The following is a 15,227-nucleotide window of genomic DNA, read 5'->3' as shown; positions in this document are numbered from 1 at the left end:
CAACAAAGCGGTGACTTCCCAGGTCGGGGCACGGGCCGGAGTCCACGGCCCTACCCTGGAGGCCGGACGTCCCCGAGCCGGAGGCGGATCATCCGATGACAGCACCACGCACAGCGCAGACGATCGCCCGCCCGTTCCTGGGGACCGGACCGGCGGTCCGGGCCGTGGCGGGGTCCGTGTCCTCCACGGCCGCTCTCCTCGCGGAGCGGCGCCTGCACCAGCCGACCGGTCGCCGGGGACTGCGCCTGGGCTTCGCAGACGGGACGGGCTCCCGGGTCTACCGCGAGACCGCGGTGGACGTCGAGGACCCGCGGGAGCCCGCCGTGCTCGTCGTCGTCTTCCGGCTGCGCGCGGTGCGGGGCCGGGGGCACGCCCTGTTCCGCTGGGAGAGCGAGCTCAACACCTCCTTGTTCGCGGGCTTCCCGGGGTTCGTCTCCAAGCTCTGGCTGGCCCACGACGACCGGGACCGCTACCGCGGCGTCTACGAGTGGGACGGCCCGGAGCGGGCCCGCGACTACGTGCGGGCCCTGGGGTGGGTGCTCTCCCTGGTCAGCGAGCCGGCGTCGGTGCAGGCGGTGGTCTTCCCGGGGCTGCACCGCGACGAGGTGCTCCAGGAGCCGGACCTGCTGGCGGACCACGGCGCCCCCGCGTGGAGCGTGCTCACCGCGGTGGACCCGCCCCCGGCGCCATGACCCGCGGGGCCGGGGCGGAGGACCCCACCGACGTGCTCGTGGTCGGGGCGGGCACGAGCGGCCTGGCCCTGGCCCTGCAGGCGCACGACTGCGGGGCACGGGTGCGGGTGGTCGAGCGCCGGACCGAGGAGTTCCGCCCGTCCCGGGCCCTGATCCTGCACCCGCGGACCCTCGAGGGGCTGCGCCCGCTCGGGGTCGTCGACGAGCTGCTCACCCGCGCCGACACCGCCCCGGTGGTGGATCTGCACCTGGGTCCGCGGGTGGTCACGGCCCGGCTCGAGGACGTCACCCTGCCGGGCACCGCGTTCCCGCACCCCGTGCTCGCCCGCCAGGCCGAGGTGGAGGCCGTGCTGCGGGAGGCCCTGGCCCGGCGGGGCGTGACCGTGGAGCGGGGCACCGAGTTCGTGGGGCGCAGCGGGGAGCGGGCCGTGCTGCACCGCGACGGGGCGCTCGAGGAGGCGTCCTTCCGCTGGCTGGCCGGGTGCGACGGGCCGGGCAGCACCGTGCGCACCGCCGCGGGGGTGACCTGGCGCGGCCGGCCGTACCGGCAGGAGATCCTGCTGGCCGACCTCGAGCTGGAGGGCCTGCTCCCGGGGCGGGCCCACGTGGTGGCCGCGGCGGGAGGACTGGTGTTCCTCTTCGCGATCGGCGAGCGGGCGCCGTGGCGGCTGCTGGCCACCGTCCGCTCCTCGTCCTCCGGGGCGCCGTTCGGGCAGCCGGGCCCGCCCGTTCCGGAGGAGGAGCTGCAGGCCGTGCTCGACGCCTCGGGACTGCCCGTCCGCATGCTCCGGACGGCGTGGTCCTCCCGGGTCCGGCTCCAGCACCGCCTCGCCGGGCACTTCCGGCAGGGCGACGTGTTCCTGGTGGGGGACGCCGCCCACGCCCACTCCCCCGCCGGCGGGCAGGGCATGAACACCGGCATCCTCGACGCGCTGAACCTGGGCTGGAAGCTGGCCTGCGCCACGACCCCGGTCCCGGGGGGCCCGGCGCAGGAGGTGCTGCTGGACACCTACGAGCAGGAGCGCCGCCCCGCGGACCGGCTGGTGCTGGCCCTGACGCACGCCCTGTTCTGGGGCGAGGCGGGCACCGGCCCCCTGCCCCGCGCCCTGCGCGGCCGTGTCGCCCCGCTGGCCGCCCCGGCCGCGCCGGCGCTGCTGGGGTGGTCCCGGCTGACGGCGGCGGGGATGGGCGTGCTCGCCCAGTTCCACGTCCGGTACCGGGGCAGCCCGCTCTCCGTGACGTCGGGGCGGGTGCACGGCACGCCGCGGCCCGGCGACCGCCTCCCGGACGCGCTGGTGCGCTGCGGCGGCCGGGCCGTGCGGCTGCACGGGCTCACCGCGGTGCCGGGCTTCCACGTCCTGCTGGAGCGCTCGGCGCCGGCGCCGGACGCCGCGGCCCTCGGCGCGGAACCCGGCGCACCGGGGCCGCAGGTGCACGTCCACCGGCTCGAGGACCGCCCGGGCGAGGGCGGGACGGTGGTGCGCCCCGACGGGCACGTGGGGCTGCGGGCCGCCCGGATCGACGCGGAGCTGCTCAGCGCGTGGCTGGCCGGAGCACGCGGGCGACCGTGACCCCCGCCAGGGCGACCAGCACGGTCATGACGACGGCCGTCCAGTGCATGCCCGCGGTGAACGCGCCGAAGGCGGCGTCCCGCACGGCCGGGCCCAGCGCCCCGGCGCCCTCGGCGATCTCGACGGCGCCGCCGAGGGTCTCGTGCGCGGCGGCGGACGGGCCGGCACCCAGGGCCGCCGGCAGCTCGAGGTGGCTCTGGTAGAAGGCGGTCAGCAGGCCGCCGAGCACCGCCGTGCCCAGCACCGCGCCGACCTCGTAGCCGGTCTCGGAGATCGCCGAGGCCGCGCCGGCCTTGTGCGGCGGGGCGGCCGTGAGCACGAGGTCGTTGGACAGCGTCTCGGCGAAGCCGATCCCGGTGCCGACCAGGCAGAAGGCGGCCAGGACCACCAGGGCCCCCGCCGGGGCGGACAGGTCCGCCAGGGCGACCACGAGGAAGCCGGCCGCGGACACCAGCATGCCCGCGGTGATCACGGTGCGCGCCGAGAAGCGGCGCACCGCCCGCACGGCCAGGAAGCCGGCGAGGACGGTCAGGGCCAGGCCGGGCACCATGGTCAGGCCCGCGGCCATCGGGTCCAGGCCGACCACGAGCTGCAGGTACTGGGTGAGCATGAACAGGAACCCGTAGAGGCCCACGTTGCCCAGGACGTTGACGGTCACCCCGCCCGTGAACTCCGGGGACCGGAACAGCCCGAGGTCCAGCACCGGGTGCTCCAAGGTCGCCTGGCGGCGGACGAAGAGCAGGCCCGCGAGCACGCCGAAGGCCGCGCTGAGCAGGCCGTGGAAGAGCTCGCCGGAGGCGGTGGCCGCCTTGATGCCGTAGACCACCGGGGTCAGCGCCAGCATGGCGAGCAGCACGGACGGCACGTCCACCGGTCCCGGGCGCGGGTCACGGGACTCCGGGACCAGCAGCGGCCCCAGCACCAGCAGCGGGACCAGCACCGGCACGGACATCAGGAACACCGAGCCCCACCAGAAGTGGTTGAGCAGGAAGCCTCCGACGATCGGGCCCAGCGCGGCGCCCCCGCTGAACCCGCCGGCCCACACCGCGATGGCGATCCGCCGCTGGGCGGGGTCCAGGAAGATGTTGCGGAGCAGCGACAGGGTGGCGGGCATCAGCATGGCGCCGAAGAAGCCCATGGCGGCCCGCCCCGCGACGAGCGCCTCGGCGGTGGGCGCGAAGGCGGCGGCCGCGGAGACGGCGGCGAACCCGGTCCCGCCGATCAGCAGCAGCCGGCGCCGTCCGATCCGGTCCCCCAGCGTGCCCATGGGCACGAGCAGACCCGCGAGGACGAGGGGATAGACGTCCACGATCCACAGCAGCTGCTCGCCGGTGGGACGCAGCGCCTGGGAGATGGTGGGCAGGGCGAAGCTCAGCGCGGTGTTGTCCACCGACACGAGCAGGACAGGCATCATCAGGACCGCGAGCGCGGCCCATTCGCGCGCGCCGGCCGTGGGGCGGGGCGTCAGCAGTGTGGTCATGGTTCACCTCCGGGAATCGGATCGGGTCGCACAGCGTCGTAACTGTACCGTCTAGACGGTACAGTTACCGGCGGGCTGGCACAATGGGCGGCACATCCGATCCAGGGAGGTCTTCCTCACATGCCGCGCCCACCTGCGGCCCGGGACAAGCTCCTGGCCGCCTTCGAGCAGCTCGTCCTCGCCGAGGGCGAGCGCGCCGCGACCCTCGACGCCGTCGCCGGCGCCGCGGGCGTGTCCAAGGGCGGTCTGCTCTACCACTTCCCGCACCGCCGGGCCCTCGTGGACGCCACGCTGCAGCGGCTGGAGGAGCTCCTGCAGCTGGACCTCGAGGCGATGGCCGCGGCCCCGGAGGGGGCCGCGCGGTACTTCCTCGTCACGTCGCTGTTCGAGGACAGCCAGCTCGACCGGGCCCTCGTCGTGGCCTCCCGGCTGGCCCAGTCCGGGGACGAGAACGCCCGGGCGAGCCTGCAGCGGCTCGGGGAGGCGTGGTACGCGCTGATCCTCGCCGACGTGGGGGATCCCGTGGTCGCCACCGCCGTGCAGCAGATGGGCGACGGGCTCTACCACAACGCGTCGATCGGGCTGCTCCCGGACGGCAGCGCGCAGCGGCACACCATCCTCGAGAACCTCCTGGCCGTGGTGGACCGGCTCAGCCCGCGCTCGTGACTCCCGCGGCGCGGGCGGCGGCGGCGGCCGTGCGCAGCGCCACCAGGATCCGCTGCCGCGTCTCGGCCCGGCGGTGCCCGTTGCGCGGCGACGGGTGCGGGACGCCGAGCACCGGCAGCAGCCGCTGCGGCTCCGCCACGGTGAGCAGCCGCATCATCCCGGTCAGCGCCGGGGCGCCGAACGTCACGACGACGCGCAGCTCGGGCAGGGCCCCGAGCAGCTCCCGGAGGGCGGGTTCCGCCTCCGCGAGGTCGTCGGCCCGCGGCGGCCGGTGCCGGCCCGCCGGGTCGTACAGCGCCCAGGGCACCACGTTCCAGCGCAGGTAGTCACCGCGCGCCAGCCCGGACTCCTCGCGCAGGGCCTTGAACAGCCGGGCGGTGGGGCCGGGGTTGTCCTCGGAGCTGAAGCCCAGGTCCCCGGCCGCCACGGTGGCCGGGCCGGGCGCCTCCATGAGCACGAGCACGCGGGCGCCCGTGCCGCCGCCGTCGGGGTCGACCCACGGCACGAACCGGCCGCCTGCCCGCCAGCCCCGCACCAGCGCGTTGAGCGGGGCCACGTGGGACTCGTCCACGCGGGCGCGCCGGTCCTCCCCCGCGCTCGTCCGCCCCGCGCTCATCCGCCCCGCGCCCGGCCCGGTCCCCGGCCCCGTGCGCGCGCCCGGGGGCGGACGTGCTCCGGGCGCAGGCCCAGGCCGATGAACCGCCCGGCCAGGTGCGGCAGGACGGGCAGCGCCCGCACCAGGCCCACCGGCAGGGGCGGCTTCGGGGGGCCGCCCCCGGGCCCGGGCACGAGCCGGCGGGCCAGCACGAGCTGGAACAGCTGGGTCACCCGGGCCGGCCACGCGCGCCGTCGCTGCACGCGCGCCAGGTCCCGGGCCCGCACTCCCCCACCCCGCAGCCGCGGCCCGAGGAGGTTGGCCGCGGCGACCGCGTCCTGGATCGCGAGGTTCACGCCGACCCCGCCGGCCGGGGACATCGCGTGGGCGGCGTCGCCGAGGAACAGGATCCCGGGGCGCCACCAGCGGCGCAGCCGGTCCACCCGGACCCGCAGCAGCCGCACCTGGTCCCAGCTCTCGAGCGAGGCGAGACCCTCCGCCAGCACCGGGGCGATCCCGCGCACGCGCTCGCGCAGGGCCTCGATCCCCTGCCGCCGCATCGCGTCGTGCTGGCCGGCCGGGATGATCAGGGCCGCCTGCCAGTACTCCCCCCGGTTCAGGGCGACCACGGCGCCGTCGCCGGCGTTGAACAGCGGCGCCTCGGCGCCCGGGACCCGGGGCACCCGGAACCACAGGACGTCCATCCGCGAGGGCGAGGCGACCGGCCGCAGCCCGGCGGCCTCGCGCAGCACGGAGTCCCGGCCGTCCGTGGCCAGGACCAGCTCGGCGCGCACGTGCACGGGCGCGCCGGCGCGGTTCCGGGCGGTGACGCCGACGCAGCGCCCGTCCTCGACGAGCAGGCCGTCGGCGGGCGTCGAGCGCATGAGCCGGAAAGCGGGCAGCTCCGCGCCCCGGTCGGCGAGGAAGTCGAGGAAGTCCCACTGCGGCATGAACGCGATGAAGGGGCACCGGACGGGCAGGCGGTCGAAGCGGCCGACGACGACGCTCTCCCCGCCGAGCCCGACGGTCGCCCGGTCCACCCGCGTGTGCGGCAGGCGCAGGAAGCCCTCCAGCCAGCCGAGCTCGGCCATGAGCTCCGTGGTGGAGGGGTGGATCGTGTCCCCGCGGAAGTCGCGGAGGAAGTCGGCGTGCTTCTCGAGCACCACCACGTCCACGCCCTGGCGCGCGAGCAGCACCCCGGCCATCAGCCCGGCCGGCCCGCCGCCCACCACGCAGCAGGTGGTGGTGAGGATCTCGGGAACGGCGTCGTCCATGCGGGAAACGCTACGCGCTTCCGGCCCGCTCGTGCACCAGCAGCCCGTCCTGCTCCTCGATCAGCCGCAGGGAGAGCTCCTTGTAGCCCACCGAGTCGAACAGGACCGTGATCCGGTCGGGCTCCGCGCCCATCACGATCCCGTGGCCCCACTCACGGTGGGCGACCGGGGTCTGGATCTCCCAGCCGTGCGGCGTGGCGGCGGCCCGCTCCTCGGCCTCGGCCGCGGAGCCCTCCTCCTCGCACTGGTCGCAGTTGCCGCACCACCCGTCGGTCTCCTCGCCGAAGTAGTTCAGCAGCCAGTCCCGCCGGCACCCGTCGGTCTCGGCGTAGCCGCGCATCATCTCGATCCGGGACCGGTCGATCCGGTGCTGGGACTCGGCCTCCTCGAGGGCGGCGGCCACGGCGGGGCCGACCTCGGCGCCGGAGGCGGCCCGGTAGCCCCGGCGCTGGGCCCGGACGCTGCCGCTGTGCTCGAGCAGGTGCAGGGCCCGTGCCTGGGCGCGCGGGCCCAGGCCGGTGTGCTCGCGCAGCTCCCGCGCACGGACCGGGCCCTCGCGCCGGACGGCCCGGAAGACCTTCTCCAGGTCCTCCGGGTCGGGGGCGGCACCGGCGAAGTACTGCTGGAGGCCCAGGTCCTCGGAGCGGTAGTGCAGCACGGCCAGGGCGGGCGCGCCGTCCCGGCCGGCGCGCCCGATCTGCTGGTAGTAGCTGTCCAGGGAGTCGGGGATGTCCGCGTGCACCACGAAGCGCACGTCCGGCTTGTCGATGCCCATCCCGAACGCGGTGGTGGCCACCACGACGTCGAGCGCGTTGTCGAGGAAGCGGGCGTGCACGTCCTCCCGCTCCGTCTGCCGGCGCCCGGCGTGGTAGGCCTCGGCGCGCACCCCGCGCTCGCGCAGCTCGGCTGCGTACTGCTCCGTCTCCCGGCGGGTGGCCACGTAGACCAGGCCCGGCCCGACCAGGCCCACCACCTGCCGGAGCAGGGCCCGCCGCTTGTCCGCGGCCTCGTGGTGGCGCACCACCCGCAGCTCGATGTTGGGCCGGTCGAAGCTCTGCACGATCACCAGCGGGTCCCGCATGCCCAGCCGCTCCACGATCTCGGCGCGGGTGTGCGGGGAGGCGGTGGCGGTCAGCGCGACCACGGGCGGGTGGCCCAGGCGCTCGACGGTCTCGCTGAGCACGAGGTAGTCGGGGCGGAAGTCGTGGCCCCACGAGGAGATGCAGTGGGCCTCGTCCACCACGAACAGGGACGGCCGGTGGGCGGCGAGGCGCTCGACGGTCTCCTCGCGGGCCAGCTGCTCGGGGGCGAGGAACAGGAACTTCGCCCGCCCGTCCTCCACCGCCGCCCACGCCGCGCGCTCGCGGCGGGCGCCGACCCGGGAGTTCACCGCGAAGGCGGCCTCCGCGCCGAGGTCCTCGTTGATCGCCTCCACCTGGTCGTGCTGCAGGGCGATCAGCGGGGAGACCACCACGGCGGTGCCGGGCAGGGCGGCGGCCACCACCTGGTAGATCGCGGACTTGCCGTGGCCGGTGGGCATCACCGCCAGCACGTCCCGGCCCCCGGCCGCCGCCTCCATGGCCTCGAGCTGCCCCTCGCGGAACTCCTCGATGCCGAAGCGGGACGCGGCGACCTCCCGCAGCCGCCCGGCCGTGCGGTCCATGCTGTCCTCCTGCTGTGTCACTGGTGCTGGGCCGGGGCCTAGAACGGGAACCGGGCGTGGCCCTGCTCCTGGACGGTGATCCACCGCCGCTCGCTGAACGACTCCACGCCGGCCTGACCGCCGAACTTCCCGTACCCGGACTCCTGGATCCCGCCGAAGGGCGCCTGCGGCTCGTCGGCCACGGACTGGTCGTTGACGTGCACGATGCCGGTCTTCAGCCGCTGCGCCACCGCGATGCCCTCGCCCAGGTTCTCGGTGATGACGCCGGCCGTGAGCCCGTAGTTGGTGTTGTTGGCGAACTCCACGGCCTCGTCCGGGCCGTCCACCTCGAAGACGGTGGTGACGGCGCCGAAGATCTCGTCGTGGAATATGTCCATCTCGGGGGTCACGTCCGTGAGGACGGTCGCGGGGACCAGGGAGTTCTCCAGCCGGTGCCCGCCGGCCCGGAGCACGGCACCCTTGGCCACGGCGTCGTCGATGAGCGCGTACTGGCGCTCGGCCGACCGGGCGTTGACGGCCGGGCCGATCACGGTGCCCGGGTCGGTCGGGTCGCCGGTGGGCAGGTCCTGCACCTTGCGCGCGAAGCGCTCGGTGAACTCCTCGGCGATGCTGCGGTCCACGAGCACCCGGTCCACCGACATGCAGATCTGCCCGGCGTTCATGTAGGCGCCGAAGGCCGCGGCGTCCACGGCGTAGTCGAGGTCCGCGTCCCGGAGCACCACCAGGCTGTTCTTCCCGCCGAGCTCGAGCACCGCCGGCTTCAGGTGCTGCGCGGCGAGGGTGCCGATGGTGCGGCCCACGGCGGTGGAGCCGGTGAAGTTCACGATCCGCACCCGCGGGTCGGAGATCAGCGTGGAGACCACCCCCGCGGCGTCCGCGCGGTCGTTGGTGACCACGTTGAGCACGCCGGCGGGCAGCCCGGCGTCGACCAGGGCGTCGGCCAGGAATAGCCCGCACGCCAGGGGGGCGTCCTCGCTGGGCTTCAGCACCACGGTGTTGCCCACGGCCAGGGGCACGGCGAGGGAGCGCATGCCGAGGATGAACGGGGCGTTCCAGGGCGAGATCGCCGCGACCACCCCGTAGGGCCGGCGCACGGACATCGAGCGCACGCCCGGCATGTCGGTGGCGAGCACCTCGCCCTGGGGCAGGGTGGTGGCCCCGGCGGCCTCGCGCAGGATGTTGGCGGCCAGGTGGGTGTTGAACTCGGCCCAGCCGCGGACGCCGCCGACCTCCTTGGCCATGATCTCGGCGCCCTGCTCGATGCGCTCCTCCAGCAGGTCGGCCGCGCGCAGGAAGATGCGCCGCCGGGCGCTGGGGGTGGTGCCGGCCCACTCCTCCGCGGCCGAGGCCGCGGCGTCGACGGCGCGGGTCACGTCCTCGGGACCGCCGGCGGCGACGGTGGCGAAGACCTCGCCCGTGTAGGGATTGATGTCCTCGGCGGTCCGGCCGCTGAGGGCGGGCACGTGCTCGCCGTCGATGATCAGGTCTCGGGTGATGCTCATGGCGCACCTTTCGCTGGACGTCGTCCCCTGGGAGGGACCTCGCATGACCGCAAGCATACTTACCACCCCGCGGAACGCCAACGCCACCGGCGGGGCGGACGGAGCGGCCGCGGCCGGGGCGCAGAATGGGGCCTGTGGAACTCGTCGTCGTCGCCGCCCTGGCCATCCTCGTGGGCTCGGTGCTCCAGCGCGTCTCGGGCACCGGGGTCGGGCTCGTCGTCGCGCCCACCCTCGCGCTGCTGCTGGGACCCGCCACCGGGGTGCTCGTCACCAACGCCACCACGACGGTCTCCGGGTTCCTCATCATGCTCTCGGTGTGGCAGCACGTCGACTGGCGGCGCTTCGCGCTGATCGCCCCGGCCGCGGCCGTGGGCGCCGTGCCGGCCGCGCTCGTGGTCCGCGAGCTGCCGGCGGCCTGGCTGCAGGTCGTGGTGGGCGGCGTGGTGCTGCTGGCCCTCACCACCATGTTCGGCCTGCCCCGCCTGCCCGACTGGCCGGGACGGCTGCCGACGGTGCTGGCCGGGACCATCGGCGGGTTCTTCAACACCACGGCCGGGGTCGCCGGGCCGGTCATGGTCATCCACTCCCGGCTGGCCCGCTGGGAGCAGCGCTCCTTCGCCGCGACCCTGCAGCCGGTCTTCATGACGATGGGCGGCCTGTCCGTGCTCACCAAGACGCTGCTCGGGGCCGCCGGGACGGGCGGGATGCCCCCGTGGTGGGTGGCGCCGGGAGTGGTGCTCACCGTGGTGCTGGGCGTGCGGATCGGCGCGGTCGTCGCCCGCCGCGTGCCGCTGAGCGCGGCACGCACCACCGCCCTCGTGCTCGCCGGCCTCGGCGGCGCGGTGACCCTGGTGCGCGGGCTGATCGGCGTCCTCTGACCCCGGGCCGGGCGGCTCAGTCCCCGCGCGCCCGGCGCGTCGCGGCGTCGTTGGCCTTCCGGATGGCCTCGACCAGCTCCTTCTTGGTCATGTAGGAGCGGCCCTCCACGCCGAGCCGCTTCGCCACCTCGTAGAGGTGGTGCTTCGAGGCGTTGGCGTCCACGCCCCCGGCGGTCCGCGCGCCGGAGTCCCGCCCGCCCGCGGCGTGCTCGTCGGAGGGACCGTACTCCTCCTTGGCCTCCCAGTGGTCGCCGACCTTCTCGTGGGTGTGCTTGAGCGCGCTGTAGGCGGTGCGGGCCGCGCGCTCCTCGTCGCCGTACTCCTCCAGCGCCGAGTCGTAGGTCTTGGCGAACGTGTCCTGGGCCTTCCGCCCCGAGCGCTGCAGCGTGGAGGGCAGCTCGGACTTCTTGGCGTGGTCGTCCTTGCCGGTCTTCGGCACGGGATGCTCCTTCCGTCGAGGATGGTCGGGCCGCGGCTCAGAAGACGGGCAGGCCCCCGGTGACGCCGAGGACGGTGCCGCTGACGTAGCTCGCCTCGGCCGGGCAGGCCAGGAAGACGTAGGCCCCGGCCAGCTCGGCCGGCTGGGCGATGCGCCCCAGGGGGGTGTCACGGCCCATGTGCGCCACCGCTGCGGGCTCCTTGGTGGCCGGCTGCAGCGGGGTCCAGACGGGCCCGGGGGCCACGGCGTTGACCCGGATGCCCGCCGGGCCGAGGTCGGCGGCCAGGTTGGCGGTGACGTTGTTGAGGGCCGCCTTCGTGGCGGCGTAGTCGATCATGCTCGCGGACGGGTCGTAGGCCTGCACGGAAGTGGTGTTGATGATGCTGTCGCCGCGCCCCAGGTGCGGCAGCGCCGCCCGGCTGATCCACAGGGTGCCGTAGAGGTTGGTGCGCACCGCACGCTCCAGGTCCTCCGTGCGCAGCCCCTGCAGCCCGGACTCGCCGCGGGCCCAGTGGTACCCGGCGTTGTTCACCACGACGTTGAGCCCGCCGAGACCCTCGACCGCGCGGTCCACGATCTCCTGGCAGCTCTGCTCCTCGCGCAGGTCCCCCGGCACCAGGACGGCCGTGCGGCCGGCCTTCTCGATCCACCCGACGACGTCCTGGGCGTCCTCCTGCTCCTCGGGCAGGTAGTTGATCGCGACGTCGGCGCCCTCCCGGGCGAAGGCGATGGCCACGGCCCGGCCGATCCCGGAGTCCCCGCCGGTGACCAGGGCCTTGAGCCCCTCGAGGCGGCCGCGGCCCTGCCAGGACGACTCCCCGTGGTCGGGCACGGGGTCCATGGCCGCGGTCAGACCCGGCGGGGTCTGCTGCTGCTCGGGCATCCCGCCCTCGTCGTCGGCCATCGACCGGGCGTGCTGCGAGACGGGTCCTTCGGGCATGTCGGGCTCCTTCGATCAGGTTGCTTACGGTTCTTCTGCTCCCACCCTAGGAGCCGCGGGCGGTGTTGTCTGCCCCCGGGGCCCACAAACTTCCGTGCCGGGCGCGGACTGCCCTCGACGCTCCGCGAGTTCCGTTGATAGGTTCGCGACACGCCCTGCCCCGCGCACCGCCCGGTGCGCCGCCGACCCGGGAGAGACCGCATGAGCCCCGACATCAAGCCCCGCAGCCGCCAGGTGACCGACGGCATCGACGCCACCGCCAGCCGCGGCATGCTCCGCGCCGTGGGCATGGGAGACGACGACTGGGAGAAGCCCCAGGTCGGCATCGCCAGCTCCTGGAACGAGATCACCCCCTGCAACCTGTCTCTGGACCGGCTGGCCCAGGGCGCCAAGGAGGGCGTCCACGCCGGCGGGGGCTACCCGCTGCAGTTCGGCACGATCTCCGTCTCGGACGGGATCTCCATGGGCCACCAGGGGATGCACTTCTCGCTGGTCTCCCGCGAGGTCATCGCCGACTCCGTGGAGACCGTGATGCAGGCGGAGCGCCTCGACGGCTCCGTGCTGCTGGCCGGCTGCGACAAGTCCCTGCCCGGCATGCTGATGGCCGCCGCCCGTCTGGACCTGGCCTCCGTGTTCCTCTACGCCGGGACCATCGCCCCGGGCTGGGTGAAGCTGACGGACGGGACCGAGAAGGACGTCACCCTGATCGACGCCTTCGAGGCCGTCGGCGCGTGCAAGGCCGGGCTGATGGGCCGGCAGGACCTGGACCGCATCGAGCGGGCCATCTGCCCCGGCGAGGGCGCCTGCGGCGGGATGTACACGGCCAACACGATGGCGTCCGTGGCCGAGGCCCTCGGGATGAGCCTGCCCGGCTCCGCCGCCCCGCCCTCGGCGGACCGGCGGCGCGACCAGTTCGCCCACCGCTCCGGGGAGGCCGTCGTCGAGATGCTCCGCCAGGGCATCACGGCCCGGGACATCCTCACCCGGGAGGCCTTCGAGAACGCGATCACGGTGCTCATGGCCCTCGGCGGGTCCACCAACGCCGTCCTGCACCTGCTCGCCATCGCGCACGAGGCGGGGGTCGAGCTCTCCCTGGAGGACTTCGACCGGATCGGCGACCGCGTCCCGCACCTGGCCGACGTCAAGCCGTTCGGCCGCTACGTGATGAACGACGTCGACCGCCACGGCGGCATCCCGGTGGTCATGAAGGCTCTGCTCGACGCCGGGCTGCTGCACGGCGGCGTCCTCACCGTCACCGGGCGGACGCTCGCCGAGAACCTCGCCGTGATCGACCCCGACCCGGTGGACGGGAAGGTCATCCGCACGCTCGACAACCCGATCCACCGCACCGGCGGGATCACGATCCTGCACGGGTCCCTGGCCCCGGAGGGGGCCGTGGTGAAGTCGGCCGGGTTCGACGCCGAGGCCTTCGAGGGCCCCGCCCGCGTGTTCGAGCGCGAACAGGCGGCGATGGACGCCCTGGAGGCGGGGCGGATCACCGCCGGGGACGTGCTGATCATCCGCTACGAGGGGCCCAAGGGCGGGCCGGGGATGCGCGAGATGCTGGCCATCACCGGCGCGATCAAGGGGGCGGGCCTGGGCAAGGACGTCCTGCTGCTCACGGACGGCCGCTTCTCCGGCGGGACCACCGGCCTGTGCATCGGCCACATCGCGCCGGAGGCGGTCGACGGCGGACCGATCGCCCTCGTGCGCGACGGCGACCGGATCCGGGTGGACCTCACCACCCGCCGCCTCGACCTGCAGGTGGACGAGCAGGAGCTGGCCCGGCGCCGCAGCGGATGGGCCCCGCTGCCCCCGCAGTTCGAGGGCGGGGTGCTGGGCAAGTACGCCAAGCTGGTGCGCTCGGCCTCGGTCGGAGCGGTCACCGGCTGAGCGCGCCGAGCGGGCCGGCCGCGGCCGGCACGCACCGGGCCCCCGACCGCGGTGCGGTCGGGGGCCCGGTGCGTGCCGGCGACAGGTCCTAGACCGCGCCGCCGCCGGGACGGCCGTCGATGCGCCCGGAGGCGGGGTCGACGTCCACGTCCGCGTCCACGGCCGGATCGGTCAGTGCGGGGTCGGTCAGCGCGGGCCCGGTGGGCGTGACCGGGGGGACCTCGCCCGGCACGGCCGTCTCGGGGGCCACCGGCGTGACCGTGGGGGTCGTGGGTGCCTCGGCCTCGAAGGTGACCGGCTCCGCGCCTTCGTCGGAGTCCTTCTTCTTGGCGGCCGCGGCGGCGCCGGCGGCGGCCACCCCGGCGGCGGCCACGCCTGCGGCGACCACCTTGCCGGAGATCCCGGCCTTGCCGTCGTCACCGCGGGAGGCGGCGGCGGCCTCGACGCCGGGGGTCCCGACGGGCGCGCCCTCGTTGACCGAGCCGCGCCACGCCCCGGTGGCGTAGCCCTCGTCCTCGATGAACTTCTTGAACCGCTCCAGGTCGCCCTCGGCCTGGTTCTCCACCACGTTCAGCTTGTCCCCGACCTTCTCCACGAGGCCCTCGGGCTCGTACTCCAGAACGAGGTGCACCTCGGTCCGGCCGTTGCCGGCGTCGTGGAACATCACGGTGCCGGCGTTGGTGGCTCCCTCGGTGGCGGCCCAGGAGACCCGGCTGTCCGGGACCTGGTCCACGATCCGCGCCTCCCACTGGCGGCGGACGCCGGCGATCTCGGCGACCCACTCGAGCCGGGAGTCGCTCAGCTGGCGGACGCTCTTGACGCCGTTCATGAACTGGGGGAAGTCCTCGAACTGCGTCCACTGGTTGTACACCGTGCTCAGGGGCACGTCGACCACAACGGTTTTCTCGACCTTGGTGCTCATGGCATCTCCTTCGATCTGTCTCGTCGGTCAGATGTGGCGGACTCCTGCGAATTCGCCAGTGTGCTTACGGTACCCCCCGGTCCGGCCGATGGCCAGCGGTCAGCCGTCCTCCGCCAGCAGCGGCGCCACCCGGTACGGGATGACGGTGCGCAGGAACATGCTCGTGGAGGTCCGCAGGATCCCGGGGCACAGCCGGATCTCCTCGGAGACCCGGTAGAGGTCCTCGGGGTCCTTCGCCACCACCCGGCACAGCAGGTCCGTCTGCCCGGCCGGGGCGAACACCTCGATGACCTGCGGAATCGCCTGCAGCCCGGCGATCGCCTGGTCCAGCTGGTGCTGGTCCAGCTCCACCGCCACGCTGGCGGCCAGGCCGTAGCCCAGCGCGGCGGGCGCCACCCGGGTGCTGTGCGGGCGCAGCGCGGCCCCGGCCCGGTACCGCTCGAGCCGGGCGTGGATGGTGCCGCGCGCCAGCCCGGTGCGCTGCGCCAGGGCGAGCACGGTCATGCGCGGGTCCTCGTCCAGGGCCGCCAGGATCTTCCGGTCCGTCGCGTCCAGTCCGGCGCCCCCGCCCCCGGGATTCGTCATGCTGACCACCGCCACCCCTCTGTTCCGCCTGTGCTTGGTCGATCTGATCAACCCCAGACTAGGCGTTTGCGCAGGGTGTCGGAGTCGTTGTGAACTGGTGATCACACGGTGCACCAGCTGATCGGCG

At 74.8% G+C, this 15,227-nt stretch carries 14 protein-coding genes; 5 read left to right on the top strand and 9 right to left on the bottom strand.

Features of this window, described 5'->3' with window-relative positions; genetic code table 11:
* Nucleotides 1-95: 95 nt before the first annotated feature.
* Together GMA12_RS14465 and GMA12_RS14460 are read left to right on the top strand one after the other, a co-directional pair.
* Nucleotides 96-692, top strand: a complete 597-nt coding sequence (locus tag GMA12_RS14465) for a hypothetical protein (RefSeq protein WP_156270169.1) — start codon at nt 96-98, stop codon at nt 690-692.
* Nucleotides 689-2,263: an FAD-dependent monooxygenase gene (locus GMA12_RS14460; protein ID WP_156270168.1), complete on the top strand. Its 1,575-nt coding sequence runs from the start codon at nt 689-691 to the stop codon at nt 2,261-2,263. Before GMA12_RS14465 ends, GMA12_RS14460 begins: the two co-directional genes overlap by 4 nt.
* Here the strand turns inward: GMA12_RS14460 and GMA12_RS14455 are convergent.
* Nucleotides 2,226-3,743, bottom strand: a complete 1,518-nt coding sequence (locus tag GMA12_RS14455; RefSeq protein ID WP_156270167.1) for an MFS transporter — start codon at nt 3,741-3,743, stop codon at nt 2,226-2,228. The genes GMA12_RS14460 and GMA12_RS14455 overlap by 38 nt on opposite strands.
* A gap of 120 nt (nt 3,744-3,863) precedes the next feature.
* Here GMA12_RS14455 and GMA12_RS14450 point away from each other — a divergent pair, with 120 nt between their 5' ends.
* Complete coding sequence (locus GMA12_RS14450; RefSeq protein ID WP_156270166.1) at nt 3,864-4,409, top strand: TetR/AcrR family transcriptional regulator; 546 nt, start codon at nt 3,864-3,866, stop codon at nt 4,407-4,409.
* Here the strand turns inward: GMA12_RS14450 and GMA12_RS14445 are convergent.
* Genes GMA12_RS14445 through GMA12_RS14430 form a run of 4 tightly spaced genes read right to left on the bottom strand, consistent with a single transcriptional unit; the run spans nt 4,393 to nt 9,443 of the window.
* Nucleotides 4,393-4,980, bottom strand: coding sequence for a uracil-DNA glycosylase (locus GMA12_RS14445; protein WP_162459897.1), 588 nt, complete (start codon nt 4,978-4,980; stop codon nt 4,393-4,395). The two genes, GMA12_RS14450 and GMA12_RS14445, sit on opposite strands and share 17 nt — an antisense overlap.
* Nucleotides 4,981-5,021: 41 nt before the next feature.
* Nucleotides 5,022-6,278 carry an FAD-dependent oxidoreductase gene (locus tag GMA12_RS14440; RefSeq protein ID WP_156270164.1) on the bottom strand — a complete coding sequence of 419 codons (1,257 nt, stop codon included), beginning with the start codon at nt 6,276-6,278 and terminating at the stop codon, nt 5,022-5,024.
* A 10-nt stretch (nt 6,279-6,288) separates the two neighbouring features.
* Nucleotides 6,289-7,941, bottom strand: a complete 1,653-nt coding sequence (locus GMA12_RS14435) for a RecQ family ATP-dependent DNA helicase (protein ID WP_156270163.1) — start codon at nt 7,939-7,941, stop codon at nt 6,289-6,291.
* 38 nt (nt 7,942-7,979) lie between these two features.
* Nucleotides 7,980-9,443 carry an aldehyde dehydrogenase family protein gene (locus GMA12_RS14430; protein WP_156270162.1) on the bottom strand — a complete coding sequence of 488 codons (1,464 nt, stop codon included), beginning with the start codon at nt 9,441-9,443 and terminating at the stop codon, nt 7,980-7,982.
* A 125-nt stretch (nt 9,444-9,568) separates the two neighbouring features.
* Between GMA12_RS14430 and GMA12_RS14425 the strand changes: the two genes are divergently transcribed.
* The gene (locus GMA12_RS14425) at nt 9,569-10,321 is read left to right on the top strand and encodes a TSUP family transporter (protein WP_156270161.1); all 753 of its coding nucleotides are present in this window, start codon (nt 9,569-9,571) and stop codon (nt 10,319-10,321) included.
* 16 nt (nt 10,322-10,337) lie between these two features.
* Here GMA12_RS14425 and GMA12_RS14420 read toward each other — a convergent pair whose 3' ends face one another.
* Both GMA12_RS14420 and GMA12_RS14415 read right to left on the bottom strand, forming a co-directional pair.
* Nucleotides 10,338-10,760 (bottom strand): ChaB family protein, encoded by a 423-nt coding sequence (locus tag GMA12_RS14420; protein ID WP_162459896.1) that lies wholly within the window; start codon nt 10,758-10,760, stop codon nt 10,338-10,340.
* Nucleotides 10,761-10,797: 37 nt separating this feature from the next.
* Nucleotides 10,798-11,700, bottom strand: a complete 903-nt coding sequence (locus GMA12_RS14415; protein WP_156270160.1) for an SDR family oxidoreductase — start codon at nt 11,698-11,700, stop codon at nt 10,798-10,800.
* A 201-nt stretch (nt 11,701-11,901) separates the two neighbouring features.
* On the opposite strand from GMA12_RS14415, the gene ilvD reads away from it, so the two are divergent.
* Complete coding sequence (gene ilvD, locus GMA12_RS14410) at nt 11,902-13,593, top strand: dihydroxy-acid dehydratase (RefSeq protein WP_156270159.1); 1,692 nt, start codon at nt 11,902-11,904, stop codon at nt 13,591-13,593.
* Nucleotides 13,594-13,681: 88 nt separating this feature from the next.
* Here the strand turns inward: ilvD and GMA12_RS14405 are convergent, their stop codons facing one another.
* A complete protein-coding gene (locus tag GMA12_RS14405) occupies nt 13,682-14,515 on the bottom strand; it encodes an SRPBCC family protein (RefSeq protein ID WP_156270158.1) in 834 nt (277 codons plus the stop codon).
* Between the two features lie 99 nt (nt 14,516-14,614).
* Nucleotides 14,615-15,100, bottom strand: a complete 486-nt coding sequence (locus GMA12_RS14400; RefSeq protein WP_156270157.1) for an Lrp/AsnC family transcriptional regulator — start codon at nt 15,098-15,100, stop codon at nt 14,615-14,617.
* Between the last annotated feature and the right edge of the window lie 127 nt (nt 15,101-15,227).

Source organism: Kocuria sediminis (assembly GCF_009735315.1).
In the GTDB taxonomy this organism is placed as follows: Bacteria; Actinomycetota; Actinomycetes; order Actinomycetales; family Micrococcaceae; genus Kocuria; species Kocuria turfanensis.
The sequence above is the reverse complement of the archived record's forward strand: the minus strand, read 5'-3'. Positions and strand labels throughout refer to the sequence as shown.

Excerpts from the sequence above, each read along its gene's own strand:
- GMA12_RS14465 (WP_156270169.1), top strand. The coding sequence starts at position 96 with ATGACAGCACCACGCACAGCGCAGACGATCGCCCGCCCGTTCCTGGGG.
- GMA12_RS14460 (WP_156270168.1), top strand. The coding sequence starts at position 689 with ATGACCCGCGGGGCCGGGGCGGAGGACCCCACCGACGTGCTCGTGGTC.
- GMA12_RS14455 (WP_156270167.1), bottom strand. The coding sequence starts at position 3,743 with ATGACCACACTGCTGACGCCCCGCCCCACGGCCGGCGCGCGCGAATGG.
- GMA12_RS14450 (WP_156270166.1), top strand. The coding sequence starts at position 3,864 with ATGCCGCGCCCACCTGCGGCCCGGGACAAGCTCCTGGCCGCCTTCGAG.
- GMA12_RS14440 (WP_156270164.1), bottom strand. The coding sequence starts at position 6,278 with ATGGACGACGCCGTTCCCGAGATCCTCACCACCACCTGCTGCGTGGTG.
- GMA12_RS14435 (WP_156270163.1), bottom strand. The coding sequence starts at position 7,941 with ATGGACCGCACGGCCGGGCGGCTGCGGGAGGTCGCCGCGTCCCGCTTC.
- GMA12_RS14430 (WP_156270162.1), bottom strand. The coding sequence starts at position 9,443 with ATGAGCATCACCCGAGACCTGATCATCGACGGCGAGCACGTGCCCGCC.
- GMA12_RS14425 (WP_156270161.1), top strand. The coding sequence starts at position 9,569 with ATGGGGCCTGTGGAACTCGTCGTCGTCGCCGCCCTGGCCATCCTCGTG.
- GMA12_RS14415 (WP_156270160.1), bottom strand. The coding sequence starts at position 11,700 with ATGCCCGAAGGACCCGTCTCGCAGCACGCCCGGTCGATGGCCGACGAC.
- ilvD (WP_156270159.1), top strand. The coding sequence starts at position 11,902 with ATGAGCCCCGACATCAAGCCCCGCAGCCGCCAGGTGACCGACGGCATC.
- GMA12_RS14405 (WP_156270158.1), bottom strand. The coding sequence starts at position 14,515 with ATGAGCACCAAGGTCGAGAAAACCGTTGTGGTCGACGTGCCCCTGAGC.
- GMA12_RS14400 (WP_156270157.1), bottom strand. The coding sequence starts at position 15,100 with ATGACGAATCCCGGGGGCGGGGGCGCCGGACTGGACGCGACGGACCGG.